The sequence below is a fragment of the Phreatobacter sp. genome (assembly GCF_051860605.1).
In the GTDB taxonomy this organism is placed as follows: Bacteria; Pseudomonadota; Alphaproteobacteria; order Rhizobiales; family Phreatobacteraceae; genus Phreatobacter.
Genome location: NZ_JBHYDR010000001.1, coordinates 481,454 through 503,180 on the forward strand (window position 1 = coordinate 481,454; position 21,727 = coordinate 503,180).

Genomic DNA, 21,727 nt, shown 5'->3' on the forward strand with positions numbered 1-21,727 from the left:
GGAGAGAGCGGGCGTTTCTCACTGTGACGTGACGGCATCAGGGCTGCCGCATGGCAGCCCACACGCGCTCGACGGCCAGTGCGCCGAGCCCGGCGACAAGGCCCCAGAAGGCGGCCCCGACGCCCGCAACAGACATGCCGGAGGCCGCGACCGCGAAGGTCAGCAGCGCCGGAAAGCGGGTTCGCTCGTCCCCCATGGCGACGGCGAGCGAACCCATCAGCGCGCCGGTGAGTGCGAGGCCGGCGACCGTTGCCACCAGAGCCTGCGGCATGGCCGCGAACAGCGCCACGAAGAAACCGGCGAAGGCGGCGATGACGATGAAGGCGATGCCGTAGACGATGCCGGCCGGCCAGCGCTTCGCCGGATCGGGATGGGAATCGGGCCCGGCCGCGATGGCCGCGGTGATCGCCGCGAGATTGGAGGGATGGGCGCCGAAGAAGGCCGAGATCAGCGAGCCGAGCCCGGTGGTGGCGATGATCGGCCCGACCTTCGGGTCATAGCCCGAGGCGCGGAGCACGGCGATGCCCGGCAGGTTCTGCCCGGCCATGGTGACGAGGTAGAGCGGCAGTCCAAGGCCGACCAGCGCCGAGAGCGAGAAGGCCGGCGTCACCCATTCGAGGCGGGCAAGTGCGGCATCCGCCGGCAGCGGTCCGGCAAGGCCCAGCGCATAGGTGAGGGCCACGCCCGCGACCAGCACCACGATCATGGCGCTGGCGGGGTGGGCGAGGCGCAGGACGAGGAAGAGCGCCACCATCGGCAACACCAGCCATGGCGCCGCCGGCACTGCGAGAGCCACGTCCATGACGAACTTGATCAGGATGCCCGCCAGCATGGCCGAGGCGATCGGTGCCGGCAGCCGTGCCACGAACGCACCGAGGGGCCTGACGAGCCCTGTGAGGATGATGAGCACGGAGGCGAAGACGAAGGCGCCGACCGCATCGGGGAAGGCGATGCCTGAGGAGGCGCCGATCAGCGCCGCGCCCGGCGTCGACCATGCCAGCACGATGGGAATGCGGTAGCGCCAGGTGAGCGCCAGGCCGCCGAGCGCCTTGGCGAGCGAGACCGCCACGAGCCAGGAAATGGTCTGCCCGCCCGTGGCGCCGACTGCCTGCGCCGCGGCGATCACCAGCGCGACGGTGCTGGCCGTGCCGACCAGCGGCGCGATGATGCCGGCTGTGAAGGTGGAGAGGGTCAGGGGCATGGGGGGCTTCTCGCACAGGGCCGCGCCGCTGTGTAGCGACCGGAAGGCGGAGGCAGAACCGACGGCGGCGCAGGTCTGGCTGGTCGCGATGCGCCGCGGCCTTCCTGCTCATCCGCATCCGCCGGGGCAGGCGAGGCGACGGAAACACTCCCCGCCCTTACCCTCCCCGCGCTGCGCGCGGAGAGGGGGACGACGATGTGCCGCCCGTGACCTGGCCCTCGAGCCTGGCGCAACCGGCGCGGACGGGGCGATACGTCATAGTCCCCCTCTCCTTCGCGGCAGCGAAGGGGAGGGTGCGGGTGGGGCATTCCTGCCTCGCCTTCACCGCTCAAACCGAAAAGGCCCGGCTGATCGCCGGGCCCTTCCTGTCGCAAGGCCGAAGCCTGCAATCAATAGCGGTAGTGGTCCGGCTTGAACGGGCCCTTCTCGGGCACGCCGATATAGTCGGCCTGTTCCTTGCTCATCTTGGTCAGCTTCACGCCGAGCTTCTCAAGGTGCAGCATGGCGACCTTCTCGTCGAGAACCTTGGGCAGCGTGTAGACCTTCTTCTCGTACTTGCCGGGGTTGGCCCAGAGCTCGATCTGCGCCAGCGTCTGGTTCGAGAACGACGACGACATGACGAAGCTCGGATGGCCCATGGCGTTGCCGAGGTTCACCAGGCGGCCCTCCGACAGGAGGATGATGCGGTTGCCAGACGGGAACTCGATCTCGTCGACCTGCGGCTTGATGTTGACCCACTTGAAGTTCTTCAGGCCCGCGACCTGAATCTCGTTGTCGAAGTGGCCGATGTTGCAGACGATGGCCCGGTCCTTCATCTGCCGCATGTGCTCGACGGTGATGATGTCCTTGTTGCCGGTCGCCGTGACATAGATGTCGGCGCGGGAGAAAGCGTCCTCGATGGTCGCCACCTCATAGCCCTCCATGGAGGCCTGCAGGGCGCAGATCGGGTCGATCTCGGAGACGATGACGCGGGCGCCGGCCTGGCGCAGCGACGCGGCCGAGCCCTTGCCGACATCGCCGAAGCCGGCGACGAAGGCGACCTTGCCGGCCAGCATCACGTCGGTGCCGCGGCGGATGGCGTCGACCAGCGATTCACGGCAGCCGTAGAGATTGTCGAACTTCGACTTGGTGACGCTGTCGTTGACGTTGATCGCCGGGAACAGCAGCTTGCCTTCCTCGGCCAGCTTGTAGAGGCGGTGAACGCCCGTGGTGGTCTCTTCCGAGACGCCCTTGATGGCCTTGGCGACCTCGGCGAACCAGCCCTTCGGCTTTTCGGCGAGCAGCTTTCGGATGAGGGCGAAGAAGATGACCTCTTCGTCAGAGCCCGGCTTGTCGAGGAAGCCCGTGTCGCCCTGCTCGGCCTTCAGGCCGTAGTGGACGAGCATGGTGGCGTCGCCGCCGTCGTCGAGGATCATGTTCGGGGTGCCGCCGCCGTGCCAGTCGAACAGCTTGGCGGTGTAGTCCCAATACTCTTCCAGGCTCTCGCCCTTGTAGGCGAAGACCGGGATGCCGGCGGCGGCGATGGCGGCGGCCGCGTGGTCCTGGGTCGAGAAGATGTTGCAGGACACCCAGCGGATGTCGGCGCCGAGAGCCTTGAGGGTCTCGATCAGCACCGCGGTCTGGATGGTCATGTGCAGCGAACCGGCGATGCGCGCGCCCTTCAGGGGCTGCGACGGGCCGTATTCGGCGCGGATCGACATGAGACCCGGCATTTCGGTTTCGGCCAGGTCGATCTCCTTGCGGCCGAAAGGCGCAAGCGAAATGTCCTTGACGATGAAGTCTTTGCCCTGGTCGAGCGCCAGCTTTTCGACAGCCATTGGGATCCTCGGATAACGCGCGGCCGAAAGGATATCCGGCCTGTCGGCGGGGCCTGTAGCACGGGCGCGGCCGAGAGGCAATAAAGACATAAAGATTTCTTTATGTGTTGGTCGTCCCGCCGGTCACCGCGCATCCTCGAGGATCATCCGCGCTCCCTTCTCGGCGATCATCAGGGTCGGCGTGTTGGTGTTGCCGGAGGTGATGGTCGGCATGACGGAGGCGTCGGCGACACGCAGGCCGGAAATGCCGAAGACGCGCAGGCGCTCGTCGACGACCGCGAGCGGGTCGGAGGCGAGGCCCATCTTCGCGGTGCCGACGGGATGGAAGATCGTGGTGCCGATGTCGCCGGCGGCGCGGGCAAGGCTTGCTGCGTCGTCGCCGATCACCGGGCCGGGCAGGAATTCCTCCGGGCGGTAGGGCGAGAGGGCCGGCTGGCCCATGAGGCGGCGCGTGACGCGCAGGCTGTCGGCCGCGACCTGGCGATCCTCGTCGGTGGCCAGATAGTTCGGCGCGATCACCGGCTTGTCGGCGGGATCGGCCGAGCGGATATGCACCGAGCCGCGCGAGGTGGGCCGCAGGTTGCAGGGCGCCACCGTCACGGCCGGGAAGCGGTGCAGCGGATCGCCGAACTTGTCGAGCGACAGCGGCTGGACGTGAAACTGGATGTTGGCCCGCTCCTGGGAGGGATCGGAGCGGGTGAAGATGCCGAGCTGGCTCGGCGCCATGGTCAGCGGGCCGGTGCGGCGGACGAGATATTCAAGACCCATCAGCCCGCGACGGACGAGGTGGTGATAGGTCTCGTTCAGCGTCTTGATGCCGTGGACCTTGTAGATGGCGCGGATCTGGAGGTGGTCCTGAAGATTGCCGCCGACGCCGGGCCGCTCGACGCTGACCGGGATGCCGTGCCGGGAGAGCACCTCGCCCTTGCCGATGCCGGAGAGTTCGAGGATCTGGGTGGAGCCGATCGAGCCGGCGGTCAGCACCACCTCGCCACGGCAGCGTGCGACCAGCTGCTCGCCGCCCTGCCGCAGGACGACGCCCGTGGCGCGGCCGTCCTCCACCGTCACCTTCTCCACCTGCACGCCGGACATCAGTCGCAGGTTCGGCCGCGAGCCGAGGACAGGCTTGAGGAAGCCGCGGGCGGACGACCAGCGCAGGCCCTTCTTCTGGTTGACGTGGAAATAGGACACGCCCTCGTTGTCGCCGGTGTTGAAGTCGTCGATCGCCGGCACGCCCATCTGGACAGCCGCCTCGCGCACCCGGTCGAGCAGGTCCCAGCGCACCCGCGGGGCCTCCACGCGCCATTCGCCGCCGGCGCCGTGATGGTCACCTGCCCCGAGAAAATGGTCTTCGAGGCCGCGGAACACCGATGCGACATCGTCCCAGGCCCAGCCCGCAAGGCCAAGCTGGCGCCAGTGGTCATAGTCAGCCGCCTGGCCGCGCATCATGATCATGGCGTTGATGGCCGAGGAGCCGCCGATCACCTTGCCGCGCGGATAGATCAGCGAGCGGCCGTTGAGGCCCGGCTCCGCCTCGGTGCGGAACATCCAGTCCGCGCGCGGATTGTTGATGGCGAAGAGATAGCCGACAGGGATGTGGAACCAGATCCAGCTGTCGCGACCGCCGGCCTCCAGCAGCAGCACCCGCTGCCCCTTGGCCGAGAGGCGGTTCGCCATCAGGCAGCCGGCCGTGCCGGCGCCGCAGACGATATAGTCCCACTCGCCCTCGATCGCCCGCGCCATGGCCCTGTCCCTGCCTGCCTGTCCCCGCATGTTCCTTTGCGCGCAGGACCGGCGGCGTCAATCCGGCCGCTCGGCCGTCAACGCGCTTACGCCTTCGGCGCCAGCGCGCGATAGGCCTCGATCACCTTGGAATCGTCGGCCTTGCCGAGCCCCATGCCGGACGCGGCAAGGAAAAGCTGGTGGGCAGCCGCGGCGAGGAACAGCGGCGCCTTCGTGCCATGGCCGGCATCGAGAACGATGCCGAGGTCCTTGACGAAAATGTCGACTGCCGAGGTGACCGGGGGATCGTCCATCAGCATGCGCGGGCCGCGATTGCCAAGCATCCAGCTGCCCGCCGCGCTGGACCCGTAGATATCCAGGAGCAGTTCGGTGTCGAGACCGGCCCGCTCGCCGAGGGCGAGCGCCTCGGCGGCAGCGGCGATATGCACGCCGCAGAGCAGCTGGTTGATGGTCTTGACCATGGCGCCATCGCCGGCCTTGCCGCCGACATGATAGAGGCGCGAGCCCATCACCCGCAGGATGGGTTCGGCAGCCGCGAAGGTCGCCTCCGGCGCGCCGGCCATGATCGTCAGCGAGCCGGCTTCCGCCCCGACCACCCCGCCGGAGACAGGCGCGTCGACGAAGCGGCGCTGGCTTGCCTCCACCTTCGCGCCGATGGCGGCGGCACGGGCCGGCGCGCAGGTGGCGCAGAGGATGACGAGGGCGTTCGGCGCCAGCGCATCGAGGGCACCGGCCTCGAAGAGCACGGTTTCGGCCTGGTCGGCATTGACCACCATGAGGACCAGCGCGTCGGCCCCCTCCGCCGCCGCGCGGGCGCTGGATGCGACCTCGCCGCCCCGGGCCTTCAGCCAGTCGAGGGCGGCCGGATTGATGTCCGTGCCGCGGACGGCATGCCCGGCCTTCACCAGATTGGCGGCCATGGGCCGGCCCATGGCGCCGAGCCCTGCGAATGCGATGGTTGCCACGGTTGTTCGCTCTCCCAAAGGCCCCGACCGGGCCTATTCCTTTACGGCGCCGGTCATGGCCGACACGTAGTGCTCGACGAAGAAGGCATAGAGGATGACCAGCGGCAAGGAGCCGACCAGCGCGCCTGCCATGAGCGAGCCCCAGCGATACTGGTCGCCATCGGTGAAGGCGGTGACGATGGCCACCGGCACCGTCTTGTTGTGGGTCGAGTTGATGAAGGTGAGCGCGTAGATGAACTCGTTCCAGCACAGGGTCAGGCAGAAGATGGAGGCCGAGATCAGACCGGGGATGGCCAGCGGCAGGATGATCTTCCAGAGGATCTGCCAGCGCGTCGCCCCGTCGATCAGGGCGCATTCCTCCAGCTCGAAGGGGATGGTCTTGAAATAGCCCATCAGCAGCCAGGTCGAGAACGGGATGAGGATGGTCGGATAGGTCAGGATCAGCGCAAAGGGCGTGTCGAACAGGCCATACTGGAACACCACCGTGGACAGCGGGATGAACAGGATGGAGGGCGGCACCAGATAGGCGAGGAAGATGAGGCCGCCGACCATCTGGGCGCCGCGGTAGCGGATGCGCACGATGGCATAGGCGGAGAAGACCGAGGCGATCAGCGCCAGAACGGTCGCCACCACCGAGATCATCATCGTGTTCCACAGCCAGCGCGGATATTCGGTCTCGAACAGCAGCGCCTTGATGTGGGAGAGCGTCGGAGAGAGCGTGAAGAACGGGTTGTGGGTGTCGAGGTCGAGCAGGTGCTCCTTCGGCTTCACCGCCGTCACGCCCATCCAGTAGAACGGAAACAGCAGCACGATCATGATGAGGCCGAGCGGCATGTAGACCGTGACGACGCGGCGCGGCAGCGTCGACAGGTAGCTCATGCCCTCCGAATGATCGGAGGTGGCGGCCGTGGTCGGGGTGGTGCGCGTGGCGTCAGTCATTGTCGCTCCCCTGCTGCCACTTGCGGCGCTGCAGACCGAACCAGGAGATCATGATGGCCCCGAGCAGGAAGGGGATCATGGCGGTGGAGATGGCGGCGCCTTCCCCGATCCGGGTGCCGAGAATGGCGGTGTTGTAACTCATCGTCGCCATGAGCTCGGTGGCCCCGGCCGGACCGCCATTGGTCAGCACCTTGATGAGCTGGAAGTCGGTGAAGGTGAACAGCACCGAGAAGGTCATCACCACCGCGATGATCGGGGTGAGCAGCGGATAGGTCACATAGCGGAACATCTGCCAGCGGGTGGCGCCGTCCAGTGTCGCCGCCTCGTAGAGCGAGGGCGAGACCGTCTGCAGGCCGGCGAGCAGCGTGATGGCGATGAATGGCACGCCGCGCCAGACATTGGCGAAGATGACGCTCCACCGGGCATTCCAGGGGTCGCCGAGGAAATCGACATTGACCGAGATCAGGCCCCATTTCTTCAGCGTCCACGAGATGATCGAGAACTGCGGGTCGAAGATCCACCAGAAGGCGATGGCCGAGAGCACCGTCGGCACGATGAACGGGATCAGGATGATGGCGCGGATGATCGCCTTGAACGGCAGGTGCTCGTTCAGCAGCAGCGCCAGATAGAGGCCGACCGCGAATTTGATGACGCTCGCCACGAAGGTGTAGAACAGCGTGTTGAACACCGATGTCAGGAATTTGGAATCGGTGATGATCCACTCGTAGTTCTCGATGCCGATGAACTGGCCCGGCCGGCCGATGCGCGCATCGGTGAAGGACAGCCAGATGCCGAGGCCGAGCGGATAGACCAGGAACAGGACCAGAAACGCGACGGTCGGCAGCATGAACCAGGCGCCGAGCCAGTTGCGGTTGGACTTCAACCGGTCCCAGGCGGTGATATCCCGCATCGGTGCCGGCCCGGAACCGGAACGGATTGCGACATCAGCCATGGAGGCGCTCCTTGGACGGGATGGGCGCCGGTTGTGCTCCGGCGCCCCTGGTTTTCAGTTGGGAGGAGGCGGGCACCGCGCGGTGCCCGGGCCCCGACGCGCTAGATGCGCGGGGGCGGGGGCGCGGCCGTGCGCATGGCGCTCTTGGGATCGTCACGGCCGGTGCAGACGGTGGCGAACATGTCGAGCACCACGAAGTCGGCCAGCGCCGAGGCCGCCTTCTCGCCCACCGAGCCGAGATGGCCGGCGGTCAGCGTGCGCTTGGCGACGTCGCGGCAGACCGTCAGCTTCGGGTCGGACGTCCAGACCGGGTTGGCGTCGTAGTGGTTGAGCGGGTGGGTCAGATAGGCGACCGCCCCCTGCAGCCACTTGTCGAAGTTCGCCGCTTCCATGGTGAAGGCCATGAAGGCCTTGCAGGCCTGCGGGAAGCGGGAATAGGTCATGCCGACCATGGGATAGGCGATGTGGAACTCGGTCGGCTTACCGACCGGTCCAATGGGCCACAGCGCATGGTCCATGTCGTCCATGACCTCCTTCATGCGCGGGTCGCGCCCGGCCTCGGCCTTGGCGGCGGCATAGATGGAGACGCCGTTGTTGGTCAGCGACACCTCGCCGGAGAGGAAGGCCTTGTTGTTGAAGGCATCGTTCCAGGCGGCGGTGCCTGGCACGAAATGCGCGGACATTTCCTTGGCGTAGTTGAGGGCGGCCTCGGTCTGCGGCGAGTTGATGATCACCTTGTCATTGGCATCGACCAGATTGCCGCCGTGGGCCCACAGAACCCAGTGGATCCAGGCATTGCCGTCGCCGGAGGCGCGACCGAGGGCAAACCCGCCCGGCACGCTCTTGGCCTTCAGCTCCTTCATCAGCTGCAGGAAGGCGGTCGTGTCCTCCGGCACCTTCTGGAAGCCGGCCTTCTGGATCATCGACTTGCGGTAGTTGATGACGTTGCCGTTATAGGCAACGGGGATGGCGATCCACTTGCCGCCCGACTTGCCATACACCTCGGCGCTCGGCACCCAGCCCCCATATTTGCCGCCGAGATAGGTGGCGACATCGGTGACGTCGAGGCACTTCTGCGGGAACAGGTGCGGCAGCGAATAGAGGCCCCAGAACAAGTCCGGGCCCTGGTTGGTGTTGGCTGCGACGGAGGCCTTGGGCTGCACGTCGTCGAGCGATTCGTTGATGACGTTGACCTGCACGCCGGTGGCGTCGGTGAAGGCCTTCACGAGCGCCATGAAGGCATCTTCCTCCGACTGGACGAAGCGCTTCCAGCGCAGCAGCTGGAGCCTTGCGCCCTGCTCGGGCCGCCACTGGGTGGTCTGGGCCCAGGCCTTGGCGAAGGGGCCGAGGCCGGTCAGCCCCAGCGTGCCGGCTGCGGACATGCCCTTGAGCATGCTGCGGCGATTAAATCGGTTCATGTTCAGTCCTCCCTTGGTCGTTGTCGGAGCCGCGATCGCTCTTCCGTCGCTTCGCGGTCATGCCGATTGCATGGTGCCGGTTCGGGCGTTTTGCCCTCCGGGCCTTAGTGATGGGTCAGGTTCACTCCCGACTGGGCGTCGAACAGATGCGTGACCCGGCGGTCCGGGCCGAGCCGGATGCGGTCGCCGGGCTTGAAGTCGTGCCGCTCCCGGAACACGGCCGTCACGTCCTGGCCGCTCATGCGCGCGAAGACCTGGATCTCCGAGCCGGTCGGCTCGACCACCAGCACCTCGGCCTCCGCGCCCTGCTCGTCGTCGAGGATGAAATGCTCGGGGCGGATGCCATAGGTCAGCGGACGGCCCTCGGCGCCGGGCGGCGGCGTGCCGACCGGCAGGCTCGCCCCGCCGTCCAGCGCGAAGGCCCCGCCTTCCAGCCGGCCCTTCAGCAGGTTCATGGCTGGCGAGCCGATGAAGCTGGCAACGAACAGGTTGCGCGGATTGTCGTAGAGTTCCAGCGGCGCCCCCATCTGCTCGACAATGCCGTCGTGCATGACGACGATCTTGTCGGCCATGGTCATGGCCTCGATCTGGTCGTGGGTGACATAGACGGTGGTGGTGCGCAGACGCTGGTGCAGTTCCTTGATCTCGGTGCGCATGGCCACGCGCAGCTTGGCATCGAGGTTCGACAGCGGCTCGTCGAACAGGAATACCTGCGGGTCGCGCACGATGGCCCGGCCCATGGCGACACGCTGGCGCTGGCCGCCGGAGAGCTGGCGCGGATAGCGCTCCAGCAACGGCGTCAGGTTGAGGATGTCGGCGGCCTTCTGGACCTTGGAATCGATCTCCTCCTTCGGTGCCTTCCTGAGCTTCAGCGAGAAGCCCATGTTGTCGGCCACGGTCATGTGCGGATAGAGCGCGTAGTTCTGGAACACCATCGCGATGTCCCGTTCCTTGGGCGGCACGTTGTTGACCACCCGGTCGCCGATGGCGATCTCGCCGCCGGTGATGTTCTCCAGCCCGGCGATCATGCGCAGCAGCGTCGACTTTCCGCAGCCGGAGGGGCCGACCAGCACGACGAACTCTCCGTCGGCGATCGGCACCGACACCCCGTGGATGATCGGGACCGCGCCGAACGCCTTGCGGACGTCGCGAATATCGACGGAAGCCATGCCTGTCCCTCCCTTGGGCCTTTTGCAGACCCTCTCTCCGCCAGCGGCCCTTGACCGGGGCTCTGCGATCCGGTCCCGTGGGGTCCGGATCGGGCGATGAGACGCGTTCCATCGGCGAGTGTGGCACGGCGCTTTCTGGAATCAAGCGAAAGAAGCGGTCTGTCACGAAATAATTTAATCGGTTGAATCCGGGTTGCATCAGCGCAATCCGACAGAAGCAGAACGAGGGAGCCCCCGATGGACAAGCCCGATCTCCTGATGACAGGCCCGATGATGGCCATGATCCAGGAGCAGCTCGCACAGCGTTTCACGGTCCATAAACTGTGGGAGGCGGAGGACCGGGACGGCTTCATCGATGCCGTCGCGCCGAAGATCACGGCCGTTGCCTCGGGCAGCCACGTGATCTGCGGACCGGCGCTGATGAGCCGGCTTCCCAATGCGAAGATCATCTCAAGCTTCGGGGTGGGCTACGACCATATCGACGCGGCATGGGCCGGGCAGAACGGCATCGTGGTGACCAACACTCCGGACGTGCTGAACGAGGAGGTCGCCGATACGGCGCTGGGGCTGCTGCTCTGCACGGTCCGCGAGTTCCCCCAGACCGATCGATACCTGCGGGCCGGGAAGTGGCTCGAGAAGCCCTATCCGCTGAGCGGGACGCTGCGCGACCGCAAAGTCGGCATTCTCGGCCTCGGCCGTATCGGCAAGGCCATTGCGAAACGGCTGGAGGCTTTCGGCGTGCCGGTGGTCTATCACGGCCGGTCCGAGCAGACGGACGTAGCCTACCGCTATTATCCGACGCTCGTCGGCATGGCGCGCGACGTCAACGTGCTGCTGATCGTTGCACCGGGCGGGGCCTCCACCCACCACATCGTCAACCGCGAGGTGCTGGAGGCGCTCGGGCCGGACGGCATCCTCATCAATGTCGGCCGCGGGTCGGTGGTCGACGAAAAGGCACTGGTCGAGGCGCTGGAGACGAAGACCATCCGCTCGGCCGGCCTCGACGTGTTCGAGGACGAGCCGCGCGTGCCGGCCGAGCTGATCGCGATGGATCATGTGGTCCTGTTCCCGCATGTCGGATCGGCCTCGGTCCATACCCGCAATGCCATGGCGCAGCTGGTCATCGACAATCTGATCACCTTTGCCGATGGCAAGGGGCCGCTGACCCCGGTCGTCGAGACGCCATGGCCGCCGCGCAGCTAGGCCCCCCCCTGTCGCGCGGGCGCCCGATGATCGCTGTGAAAGCCGGCGGCGTCGGGCCTTTCGCGTCGCCCGGGAAGCCATTACATCTCGCATGGGCGACCCGGAGACCGCATCCATGCTGCTTGCAACCACGCCGATCATCGAAGGCGGCCGCATCATCCGCTACAACGGCGTCGTCACCGGAGAGGTGATCCTCGGCGCCAATATCTTCCGCGACTTCTTCGCGTCCATCCGCGACATCGTCGGCGGGCGCGCGGCGTCCTACGAGACCGTGCTGCGCGACGGCCGCAACACCGCCATCCAGGAGATGGTCAATGAGGCGCAGCGGCTCGGCGCCAACGGGGTCGTCGGCATCGCTCTCAACTATGAGACGGTCGGCAAGTCGATGCTCATGATCGCCGTCTCCGGCACGGCCGTGACGGTGGAGATGGCGATGAGCCAACCGCAGCACGCGTCACCCGGTTACGGCCAGCAGGGTTTCGGTCAGCAGGGCTCGGGCCATCAGGGTTCCTGGCCGGGACGGTAGGGTGGCGGGCGCTCAGCCCTCGCGGCGGAGCTTGAACACGCCCTGCTCGCCGAACAGGTTCCAGAACCACCACGGCGCATTCATGCGCACCTCACGGCCGTGCCAGTCGAGCGCGGTCGAATGCTCGATTGCGGCGTCGAGCTCGCGTACCAGATCGACGAAGTCGCGGATCGTGCAGAAATGGATGTTCGGCGTGTCGTACCAGCGGTAGGGCAGGTTCTCGGTGGTCGGCATCCGGCCGCGGGTGACGAGTTCCAGCCGCAGCCGCCAGTGGCCGAAATTCGGAAACGACACGATGGCCTGCCGGCCGATGCGCAGCATGTGCTCCAGCACGACGCGCGGCGCGCGGGTCGCCTGGATTGTCTGCGACAGGATTACCACGTCGAAGGCATTGTCGGGGTAGAAGGCGAGGTCCGTGTCGGCGTCGCCCTGCACCACGGCCAAGCCCTCGGCGACGCACTGGTTGACCCCTTCGCGCGACAGCTCGATGCCGCGGCCGTCCACGCCCTTCTCGTCGCGCAGCAGCTTGAGCAGGCCGCCATCGCCGCAGCCGACATCGAGCACGCGTGAGCCGGGAGCGATCAGGCGGGAGATGACGAGATAATCGGGGCGAACAGGCCCCGGCAGCGCCGACATGGTCAGGTCCGGGCTCATTTCAGGCCTCGGGCACGCCCGGCGGAGGCGAGGAACCCGCGGGTGATGGCGAACAGCTCGGGCTCGTCGAGCAGGAAGGCGTCGTGGCCCTTGTCGGATGTGATCTCGGCAAAGGAGACCGAGGCTCCGGACGCATTCAGAGCGTGGACGGTCTGGCGGGAATCGGCGGTGGGAAACAGCCAGTCCGAGGTGAAGGACACGACGCAGAAGCGCGTCTTGGTGCCGGCAAACGCGCTGGCCAGCGAGCCGCCGTGGTCGGCTGCGATATCGAAATAGTCCATGGCGCGCGTCACGTAGAGATAGGAATTGGCATCGAACCGTTCGACGAAGGCCTCGCCCTGGTAGCGAAGATAGCTCTCCACCTGGAAATCGGCGTCGAAGGAGAAGGTCGGGGCCTGGCGGTCCTGGAACCGGCGGCCGAACTTTCGGTGCAGGGCGGCATCCGAGAGATAGGTGATGTGAGCGGCCATGCGGGCCACCGCCAGGCCTGAGGACGGGCGCGTGCCTTCGGCCAGATACCGGCCGCTGCGCCATTGCGGATCGGCCATGATCGCCTGGCGGCCGACCTCGTGGAACGCGATGTTCTGCGCCGAATGACGCGCCGAGGTGGCGATCGGCATGGCCGCGAACACCATGTCCCGATAGCCGGCAGCCCATTGCAGCACCTGCATGCCGCCCATGGAACCGCCGAGCACGCAGAACAGGCTGTCGATGCCGAGACGGCGCACGAGCATGGCCTGGGCGCGCACCATGTCCGGCACGGTGATGAGCGGCAGCGTCAGGCCATAGGGCTCGCCCGTGGCGGGGTTGGTCGAGGCCGGGCCGGTCGTGCCCATGCAGCCGCCGAGTACGTTCGAGCAAATGACGAAATAGCGGTCGGTGTCGATCGGCCGACCCGGACCGATCATGATGTCCCACCAGCCGGGCTTGCCGGTGACGGGATTGTCGTTGGCCACATGCTGGTCGCCGGTCAGCGCGTGGCAGATGAGGATGGCGTTGGAGCGCTCGGCATTCAGCGCGCCGTATGTCTGATAGCCGATCTGGAACGGGGTCAGGGCAACGCCGGCATCGAGGATCAGCGGCTCGTCGGGTCCGAAATGGGCCACCAGCCCGGCAGGCCGGTCGGCCTGCAGGCGGGCAAGGTCGTCGGTGGTGCGCAGGGCGCGGGACATGGCGGCGGCGCGGCGTTTCTCTCAACAATCAGAATGTTCGTTATTCCGAACGCCGGGTTCCGTGCAAGCGGAATCATCGTGATCGGCGCCTGGAGACCGATCTACTCGTCCCTGAACCGGTCGAGTTGCCGCCGCTCGGCCTTGGTGGGGCGGCCGGCGCCTGGCTCACGCTCTGCGACGGGCGAGGGCAGTTCGGTGCGCGGCGGCTCGGGGGAGAGGTCCTCGTAGATGTGCTGGGCCTCGCTGTAGGGGCCGCGCCGTTCGGCGAGCGACACCACCTTCAGCACCTTGACGCGGTTGGCGACGGCGACCGTCAGCACGTCGCCGATGCGCACCGGCTTGTGAGCCTGGTCGATGCGCGTTCCGTTGAGCCGGACCGACCCGTCCTCGCAGAGCGCCGCCGCGGCGCTGCGCGTCTTCACCACCCTGGCGAACCAGAGCCATTTGTCGATGCGCAGCCTGCCGGTTTCGCTCAAGCTCGTTGCCTGCCTCTCCGCCCGCCTCAGGGCTTCTTGGTCAATGCGTCCTTGAGCGCCGCCAGCTTGGCGAAGGGCGACAGCGGATCGGGTTCCTTCTCGCGCCGCGGCGGCCGATCCGGCTGACGCTGGCCGCGATGGTCCGGCCTGTCGTCGCGATGGGGTCGCTCGTGGCGCTTGCCGTCACCGCGCTGGCCCTCGCCGCGCGGGGCATCGGCCCGCTGCCCTTCGCCGGGCTTCATGCGGAAGTCGCGGAACTTGCGCTGGTCGCGGCGCGGGGGGCGACCGCCCTCGCGGGTCTCGCCTTCCGGCCGGGCGCCTTCGGGATTGGCTCCTGCGACCGGGCCACCGGTGGCCGCATCCCCTGGTGCCGGCTGGCCGCCGTCGCGCCGGCCGCCGCCCTGCTGGGGCCCACGCTGGCCGGGGCGCTGGTCGCGCCGCGGACCCTTGCCGTCGCGCTCGCCGCCGCGACGGAACTCGCGGCGCTGTGGCCGCTCGCCGTCCATCCGCCCGCCGGGGCGCCAGACCTCCACCAGTTCAGGCTCGGCAGCCGCATTCTCCGGCGCCGGGGGAGCGGTGTCAGACGCCGTATCGGCATCCGGGGATGTGGAGGCGGTTTCCGTCGCCGGTGCCTCCTCTGTCGGAGCGGCAGCGCTGTCGGCGGGTTGGCCGCCATCCGCTGCTGCGGCAGACGGCTCGGTCTCGACAGGTTCGGCAGCAACAGGTTCTGCGGCATCAGGTTCGGCCGCACCGGCCTCGGCGGCTTCAGGCCCGGCAGACGCAGCCGCGTCAGGCGAGGGCGCATCAGGCGAGAGAGTATCAGACGAGGGCCCGGCTTCCTCGGCGACCGCCACCGGTTCCGCCGCGACGGCATCGGGCTGTTCGCCTTCGGCGGTGACCTCGCCGGCAGGCTCTATTGTCACCTCGTCGGACGCTGTGCTCTCGGGTGCCGGCAGGTCGGCGGCGACGGTCTCGTCAGCGCTGGTCTCTGCCGCCCCGGCCTGAGGCGCGGCCACAGGCTCGGCCGGCTTCGGCGGTGCAGGCCGCTTCTCCACCCGGTAGCCGAGGCCCTTGAGGATCGAGGCGAAATCCTCGCCCGAGCAGCCGACCAGCGAGGTCATGGCCACCGTCACGGTGAAGCCGCCGCCGGGATAGTGACCGGCAGGCGCCGGGGATGGCGTGCCGGGCCGCCAGGCAAGTGCCGGGCGGATCAGGTCGGCAAGCCGCTCCAGGATATCGACCCGGACGGCGCGGGTTCCCAGCGCCCGGAAACCCACGAGGCGGTAGAGGTCGCGCTCGATCTCCGGATCGATGGCAATCGACGTGCGGCCGGATGCGGCCAGCGCCGGCAGTTCGGCGAGGCCCTTCTGCTCCAGCTTGTCGTCCTTGAGCATGGACAGTTGCAGGGCAAGCGCCCTCGGACCCGGCTTCAGCGTCGCCGGAAGGTAGATGTGGTAGGCGCCGAACCGGACGCCGAGCTTGCGCAGAGCCGCGCGCGCCTCCTGATCCAGTTGCTTGACGTCGTCGGAGATCTTCGCGCGCTCGATCACACCAAGCGCCTCGGAGAGACGGAACGCCACGCCGCGGGCAAGGCCTGTCAGTTCCTCGGATTTCTCCAGCGCGGTGACCGGACCGAGATGCTTCTCGATCTGGGCATGGACCCACAGGTCAAGGCGGGCCTGCACGCGGTCGCGTGGCTCGCCGGTCAGCTGTTCGTCGGACAGGATGCGCACGCGCGGCGCCAGAGCCTTCTCGCCGGGGACGAGCTTCGACACCGCCTCGCCGTGCCAGCGGATGGTGCCGTCACTGGACAGTATGAAGGTCTCGTCGCCGGAGCCGGCCAACTTCTCGGCGCGGGCGTCGATCTCGCCGGCCAGGGCCTTGGACGCCGCTGCGCGCAGCGCCCGGCCTGCCTCGCCGTCGCCGGCCTGCGGATCGGGCGCGAAGCGGAAGCCCTCGAGGCGTCCGACATGCTGGCCCTCGACGGTGACGTCGCCGGTCCTGGAGATTTCGGCCTCGAGCATTGTGTTTTCCCTTAGGCGCCGCATCAGCACGCTCGTCCTGCGATCGACGAAGCGCTGCGTCAAGCGTTCGTGCAGCGCGTCGGACAAAATGTCTTCCACCCGGCGCGTCTCGGCCTGCCAGTGAACGGGGTCGTCGACCCAGTCCGGACGGTTGGCGGCGAAGGTCCAGGTGCGGATATGGGCGATGCGGTTGGACAGCGTGTCGATGTCGCCGTCGGTGCGGTCGGCAAGTGCGACCTGGCTGGCGATCCAGTCGGAGGGAATGCGCCCCAGGCGGCCGGTCAGGAAGCCGAAAATGGCCGAGACCAGCTCGGCATGGCTCGCTGGCGCGATCTTGCGGTAGTCCGGCATCATGCAGGCGTCCCACAGACGCGTGACCGCCTCGCGCCCGCGGGCCCGCGCGTGAACGTCCGGGTCGCGCAGGCAAGTCTCCAGGACGCGCTGGTCGATCGCCAGCGGCGAGCGGGTCAGGCCCGGCTCCTCGGGCACCCGGTCGAGGCTGTCGCGCAGCGTCTCGACGGATGCGAAATCAAGATCGGTGTTGCGCCATTGCAGCACCTTCACGCCCTCGAAGGCGTGGCTCTCCAGCGCCTGGACCAGATCGTCCTCGATGGGCGGGCAGCGGCCCGTCGTGCCGAAGGTGCCATCGCGGTTGGACCGGCCGGCCCGCCCGGCGATCTGCGCGAACTCCACCGGATTCAGGCGGCGGAACTGATAGCCGTCGAACTTCCGGTCGGAGGCGAAGGCGACATGGTCGACGTCGAGATTGAGGCCCATGCCGATGGCATCGGTGGCGATCAGGTAGTCGACGTCGCCGGACTGGTAGATCTCCACCTGGGCATTGCGTGTGCGCGGCGACAGGGCGCCGAGCACCACGGCTGCGCCGCCACGCTGGCGGCGGATCAGTTCGGCGATGGCATAGACCTCGTCGGCCGAGAAGGCGACGATGGCCGAGCGCCGCGGCAGGCGGGTGATCTTCTTCTCGCCGGCAAAGGCGAGGGTGGAGAAGCGCGGGCGTGTGACGATGTTGGCCCCGGGGATCAGGCGCTCGATGGGTCCGCGCATGGTGGCGGCACCCAGCAGCATGGTCTCGTCGCGGCCGCGCCGGTTGAGGATCCGGTCGGTGAAGATGTGGCCGCGCTCGAGATCGGAGGCGATCTGGATCTCGTCGATGGCGAGGAACGACACGTCGAGGTCCAGCGGCATGGCCTCGACCGTCGAAACCCAGAAGCGCGCGCCGGGCGGCTTGATCTTCTCCTCGCCGGTGACGAGTGCGACCGACCCCTCGCCGGCACGCGCCACCAGCCGCGCATAAACCTCGCGCGCCAGAAGGCGAAGCGGCAGGCCGATCATGCCGGAGGGGTGTGCCAGCATCCGCTCGATGGCGAGCGTCGTCTTGCCCGTGTTGGTGGGGCCAAGGACTGCTGTTACCCCACGCCCGCGGAGGGCGGGGGGCAGTGGCGGAAGCGACAGGGTCATTCGCAGCCTGTGTATCACGCCGGGACGGGAATGGCGTGACATTTCGGTGTCACGGCGTGCCTCGTTCACGACCGGAACGATAGGCGAACGAATCAGGCCCGAATCGCTGACCTAGAGAGAATCACGATTCGTTCTGATTTCCAGCGGCGGCTGCGAGTCGCTGCATGTCGCCGTTCAAGTCGAGCATGACGGCGCAAGAGTCGATCAAGGTCCCGATACGGGTCGCAAGGTTAACGAATGCTTGACGAATGCATTGACGCTTGCCGAAGGCGCCGTTTCGCTGAATTGCTCGACTCTGGCGGCCTGGTTCATAACACAGGCGACCGAGAGCAAGACGTGACGCATTGACGCTTTCAGGGAGCCGTCTCAGTCATACTCGGCGAGGATGCGCTTCACGTCGCCCAGCGTGAACGGCTTTTCCATGATGGGAATGCGGGCCGCGTCAGGGTGGCGCGCGATCAGGCCCGGTCCCTCCACCGCGTCGCCGGTCATGATCACCACCCGCCCATCGAGGCGCGGGTTGCTGGCGAGCACCGCGTCGCGGAAGCGCAGGCCGTCAATGCCGGGCATCCTCAGGTCGACGAAGACCAGATCCGCCATGAGTGCGACGCCGCTGTCCAGCGCCTCCCTGGCGCCCAGAGGCGGCAGCACCTGGTGGCCGAGCAGTTCGAGCATTTCCGCGAGGCTCTCGCGCACATCGGTCTCGTCGTCCACCACGAGGACGCGGAAGCTGCCGTCGGCCGTGTCCGCGGCGGGCGTGCCGGCGCCGGGCTGGGCGGTTGCGACCGGCAGCCTGATGACGAACCGGGCCCCGCCCTCGGCGGCGGTGTCGAGCGCGATCGTGCCGCCATGCGCTCCGACCACCGACTTGCTGATAGACAGCCCGATACCTGTGCCGACGCCCGTCGGCTTGGTGGTGAAATAGGGCTCGAAGATGCGCTCGCGCAGATGGGCGGGCACGCCGGGACCGTTGTCGCTGACCTCGATCACGACCGTGTCGGGCTCGTGCCGCGTCGCCAGCACGATGCGCCGCGGCTCGGGCTGTTCGGCCAGAGCGTGCTGGGCGTTGACGACCAGATTGGCAATGACCTGGCCGAGGAAGTCGGCATCCGCGATCACCGCCGGTCCGGTGGGATCGAGGCGGGTCTCGACGCCGATGCCGTGGCTGCGCAGGCCATAGGCCAGCATGTCGATGGTGGCGCTGATCAGCGGGTTGACCGCGACATGCTCGCGCTTCTCGGGCTTCTGCCGCGCCATGGCGAGGAAGCTCTTGACGATGCGGCCGGCCCGCTCGGCGGCGGCATGGATGCGCTCGGCACGCCGACGCTGGTTCAGGTCGCTCGATGTCTCCACCAGCAGCGTCGACTGGGCAACCAGAATGGCCAGTGGATTGTTCAGTTCGTGGGCGACGCCGGCCAGCAGCGAACCCATGGCGGACAGCTTCTCGGCCTGGTGAAGGCGGTCGCGCTGGCGCGCCATTTCCTCTTCGGCGGCGCGGGCGGCGGTGAGGTCGCGCAGGTGGGCGGTGAACACGCGCCGGCCCGGCAGGCGGATTTCGGAAATGGTCAGCTCGATCGGAAAGATCGTGCCGTCGGCCCGCATGGCATTGACTGTCAGCCGCTGGTCGAGCACCCGGCTGATGCCGGTCGCGGTGTAGCGCGCCATGCCGGCGGCATGGGCGCCGCGCATGGTCGGCGGGATGATCAGGTCGGCGATCGTCCGACCGACCGCCGCGGCCCGCGAATAGCCGAAGGTGGTCATGGCGGCCGGGTTGAGGTCGAGGAGCACGCCCTCCTCGTCCACCACCATGATGGCGTCGATCGAGGTCTTGATGATGGCGGTGCTGACGCGCTCCTGTTCGTCGAGGGCGGCGAGCCGCCGCTCCAGCGTCTCCTCGCGCAGCTTCAGTTCGGTCATGTCGCGGATGAACGCGAGGAAGCCGATCAGGCGTCCGTCGCTGCCCATGCAGGGCGCGTAAAGCTGTTCGACGAACCGGCGCTGGCCGTCCTTGTAGACCGCCCAGTCGGTCCAGCGCGGGGTTTCGCCCAGCCGGAGCTGTTCGAGCAGCGGCGTGGTGCGCTGGTCCATGGCCTCGCCGAGCACCTCGGCCACGGTCCTGCCGGTGATCTCGTCGAGGCTCGCGCCGAAGAAGTCGAGTGCCTCGCGATTGGCATAGACATAGCGCCCGTCGGCATCGAGGGCGACGACCCGGGCGGGGAGGGCATCGAACAGCGTGCCGAGGATGCCGGCATCGAGCCGCCCGCCGGGCGCCAGGACGCGGTCGTCGAGCAGGGCGCCGAAGCCCTCCGGCGGCCCTGCCTCGCGCAACGGTTCGGCCGGTGCCACGTCAGGCCCCGCCGGGCACGAAGACATAGCCCTCGCCGCGCACGGTCTTGATGAAGCGCGGATGCTCCGGATCGGGCTCGATCTTCTTGCGCAGGCGCGTCACGCGGATGTCGATGGAGCGGTCGCTCTCGTCGGCGCTGCGACCATGGGCGAATTCCTGCAGCTGGCCGCGCGACAGGACGCGGTTCGGGCGGGTGGCGAGCGCCTGAAGGAGGTCGAACTCCATGGCGGTCAGTTCGATCGGGCTGCCCTCCTGGCCGGTCAGCCGGCGGGCGTCGAGATCGAGGGTGAGGTGACCGAACTTGAGGCTGCGCCCCTCCTGGGCGGCCGGCGTCGCGGTTCCGGTTGCGGCCGGTGCTGCCTTGACGCGGCGCAGCACGCTCTTGATGCGGGCGAGCAGCTCGCGCAGTTCGTAGGGCTTCACCAGATAGTCGTCGGCGCCGATCTCCAGACCGACGATCCTGTCGATCGGCCGGCCGGCGGCGGTTGCCATGATGATCCCGGTCGATCCGGAACGCCGGATATGGCGGGCGAGCGAGAGCCCGTCCTCGCCCGGCATGGCGATGTCGAGGATCGCCACGTCGATGGTGCGGCCGGGCGAGCCTTCGCGGAAGGCCTGGGCGCTGCGGAAGCTCAGCACCTCGAAGCCCTGCAGGTCCAGATATTCGGCAACCGCCTCACGCAGATGCTCTTCGTCGTCAACGATGGCGACCGTCGTCTTCATGCGCTATGCCCTTGTTCTCTTGGCGATGATGACATCGCATGCGGCTGCAAACTAGGATGCACGATCGGCAGGCGACGGATAAGCCGGCGTCTGCATCGGAAAGGCGTGGGTATGGCGCGGCGTGGCCGGATCGCGATCGTCGATGACGAGCCCGACTGGGCCGGGGCGGTTCAGGAATATCTGGGCGATCTCGGCTACGACGTCGACTGTCTGGCTGCGGCCTGGGAGCTTGAGCCCTATCTGGCGCGCACCCGGCCCGATCTCATCATCCTCGACCTCGGCCTGCCTGGCGAGGGGGGAATCGATATCCTGATCCGCATGGACCTGGCCAATGACGTGGCCGTGCTGGTGCTGACCGGCAATCCCGATCCGGTCGACCGGGTCCTGGGGCTCGAACTGGGCGCCGACGATTACGTCCAGAAGCCGATCGACCTGCGCGAACTGGCGGCGCGGGTTGCCGGCATCCTTCAGCGTCGCCTCGGCCGGAGGCGCAACCTGGTCGTGTTCGAGCAGGCCTCGGTCGACCTTGTGGCCGCCCGCGTGCTCAAGACCGACGGCTCGACCGAGCGGCTCTCGGCCGGGGAGGTGGCGCTGATCCGCGTCTTTGCCGACAATCCGGGCAAGGTGCTGACGCGCGAGGAAATTATGGAACAGGCGCCGGCGGAGGACGAGGAGGCCTTCGACCGGGCGATCGATTCGCGCATTGCGCGCCTGCGCCGGAAGCTCGGCACGGAGGCGATCCGGACGGTGCGCGGCCATGGCTACGTGTTCGACATGCCCGACCACGGCGCCGCGGCTGCGGCGGGGGTCGCAGACACCGCTCCGGAGGCCGGCGATCCGGCCTGAACCCTGGCGCAGCTGGCAGGGGCCTCGTTCACATGCAGGCTGGAAGGGTCGCATCGAGGGTCCGGGATCGTCC

17 protein-coding genes are annotated in these 21,727 nt (G+C 67.8%); 3 read left to right on the forward strand and 14 right to left on the reverse strand.

The window, feature by feature from the left end; all coding sequences use genetic code 11:
* Nucleotides 1-37: 37 nt before the first annotated feature.
* The 8 genes from ACTIFS_RS02250 to ACTIFS_RS02285 all read right to left on the reverse strand — a co-directional run bounded on the left by ACTIFS_RS02250 (nt 38) and on the right by ACTIFS_RS02285 (nt 10,204).
* Nucleotides 38-1,201 carry a benzoate/H(+) symporter BenE family transporter gene (locus ACTIFS_RS02250; protein ID WP_439572401.1) on the reverse strand — a complete coding sequence of 388 codons (1,164 nt, stop codon included), beginning with the start codon at nt 1,199-1,201 and terminating at the stop codon, nt 38-40.
* Nucleotides 1,202-1,590: 389 nt separating this feature from the next.
* On the reverse strand, nt 1,591-3,018 hold the full coding sequence (gene ahcY, locus ACTIFS_RS02255) for an adenosylhomocysteinase (protein ID WP_439572402.1): 1,428 nt from the start codon (nt 3,016-3,018) through the stop codon (nt 1,591-1,593).
* Between the two features lie 123 nt (nt 3,019-3,141).
* Complete coding sequence (locus ACTIFS_RS02260) at nt 3,142-4,761, reverse strand: GMC family oxidoreductase (RefSeq protein ID WP_439572403.1); 1,620 nt, start codon at nt 4,759-4,761, stop codon at nt 3,142-3,144.
* Between the two features lie 86 nt (nt 4,762-4,847).
* Entirely contained in the window at nt 4,848-5,726 is an 879-nt protein-coding gene (locus ACTIFS_RS02265; protein WP_439572404.1) for an NAD(P)-dependent oxidoreductase, read from the reverse strand.
* 33 nt (nt 5,727-5,759) lie between these two features.
* A complete protein-coding gene (locus ACTIFS_RS02270) occupies nt 5,760-6,665 on the reverse strand; it encodes a carbohydrate ABC transporter permease (protein WP_439572405.1) in 906 nt (301 codons plus the stop codon).
* Nucleotides 6,658-7,617 carry a carbohydrate ABC transporter permease gene (locus tag ACTIFS_RS02275; protein WP_439572406.1) on the reverse strand — a complete coding sequence of 320 codons (960 nt, stop codon included), beginning with the start codon at nt 7,615-7,617 and terminating at the stop codon, nt 6,658-6,660. The genes ACTIFS_RS02270 and ACTIFS_RS02275 overlap by 8 nt, the downstream gene beginning before the upstream one ends.
* A gap of 101 nt (nt 7,618-7,718) precedes the next feature.
* A complete protein-coding gene (locus tag ACTIFS_RS02280; protein WP_439572407.1) occupies nt 7,719-9,035 on the reverse strand; it encodes an ABC transporter substrate-binding protein in 1,317 nt (438 codons plus the stop codon).
* Nucleotides 9,036-9,139: 104 nt separating this feature from the next.
* Nucleotides 9,140-10,204: an ABC transporter ATP-binding protein gene (locus ACTIFS_RS02285; RefSeq protein ID WP_439572408.1), complete on the reverse strand. Its 1,065-nt coding sequence runs from the start codon at nt 10,202-10,204 to the stop codon at nt 9,140-9,142.
* Between the two features lie 237 nt (nt 10,205-10,441).
* Here ACTIFS_RS02285 and ACTIFS_RS02290 point away from each other — a divergent pair, with 237 nt between their 5' ends.
* Together ACTIFS_RS02290 and ACTIFS_RS02295 are read left to right on the forward strand one after the other, a co-directional pair.
* Nucleotides 10,442-11,407 carry a 2-hydroxyacid dehydrogenase gene (locus ACTIFS_RS02290; protein WP_439572409.1) on the forward strand — a complete coding sequence of 322 codons (966 nt, stop codon included), beginning with the start codon at nt 10,442-10,444 and terminating at the stop codon, nt 11,405-11,407.
* Between the two features lie 115 nt (nt 11,408-11,522).
* Complete coding sequence (locus tag ACTIFS_RS02295) at nt 11,523-11,933, forward strand: heavy metal-binding domain-containing protein (protein WP_439572410.1); 411 nt, start codon at nt 11,523-11,525, stop codon at nt 11,931-11,933.
* A 12-nt stretch (nt 11,934-11,945) separates the two neighbouring features.
* Here ACTIFS_RS02295 and metW read toward each other — a convergent pair whose 3' ends face one another.
* From metW to ACTIFS_RS02325, 6 genes are all read right to left on the reverse strand, one after another.
* The gene (gene metW, locus ACTIFS_RS02300; protein ID WP_439572411.1) at nt 11,946-12,587 is read right to left on the reverse strand and encodes a methionine biosynthesis protein MetW; all 642 of its coding nucleotides are present in this window, start codon (nt 12,585-12,587) and stop codon (nt 11,946-11,948) included.
* Nucleotides 12,584-13,759, reverse strand: coding sequence for a homoserine O-acetyltransferase MetX (gene metX / locus ACTIFS_RS02305; protein ID WP_439572412.1), 1,176 nt, complete (start codon nt 13,757-13,759; stop codon nt 12,584-12,586). The genes metW and metX overlap by 4 nt, the downstream gene beginning before the upstream one ends.
* Before the next feature lie 101 nt (nt 13,760-13,860).
* Nucleotides 13,861-14,235 (reverse strand): RNA-binding S4 domain-containing protein, encoded by a 375-nt coding sequence (locus ACTIFS_RS02310; protein WP_439572413.1) that lies wholly within the window; start codon nt 14,233-14,235, stop codon nt 13,861-13,863.
* A 26-nt stretch (nt 14,236-14,261) separates the two neighbouring features.
* Nucleotides 14,262-17,738: a helicase-related protein gene (locus ACTIFS_RS02315; RefSeq protein ID WP_439572414.1), complete on the reverse strand. Its 3,477-nt coding sequence runs from the start codon at nt 17,736-17,738 to the stop codon at nt 14,262-14,264.
* A gap of 366 nt (nt 17,739-18,104) precedes the next feature.
* The gene (locus ACTIFS_RS02320) at nt 18,105-20,084 is read right to left on the reverse strand and encodes a PAS domain S-box protein (RefSeq protein ID WP_439572415.1); all 1,980 of its coding nucleotides are present in this window, start codon (nt 20,082-20,084) and stop codon (nt 18,105-18,107) included.
* A gap of 1 nt (nt 20,085) precedes the next feature.
* Complete coding sequence (locus tag ACTIFS_RS02325; protein WP_439572416.1) at nt 20,086-20,808, reverse strand: response regulator; 723 nt, start codon at nt 20,806-20,808, stop codon at nt 20,086-20,088.
* A gap of 111 nt (nt 20,809-20,919) precedes the next feature.
* Between ACTIFS_RS02325 and ACTIFS_RS02330 the strand changes: the two genes are divergently transcribed.
* Complete coding sequence (locus tag ACTIFS_RS02330) at nt 20,920-21,654, forward strand: response regulator transcription factor (RefSeq protein ID WP_439572417.1); 735 nt, start codon at nt 20,920-20,922, stop codon at nt 21,652-21,654.
* Nucleotides 21,655-21,727 lie beyond the last annotated feature (73 nt).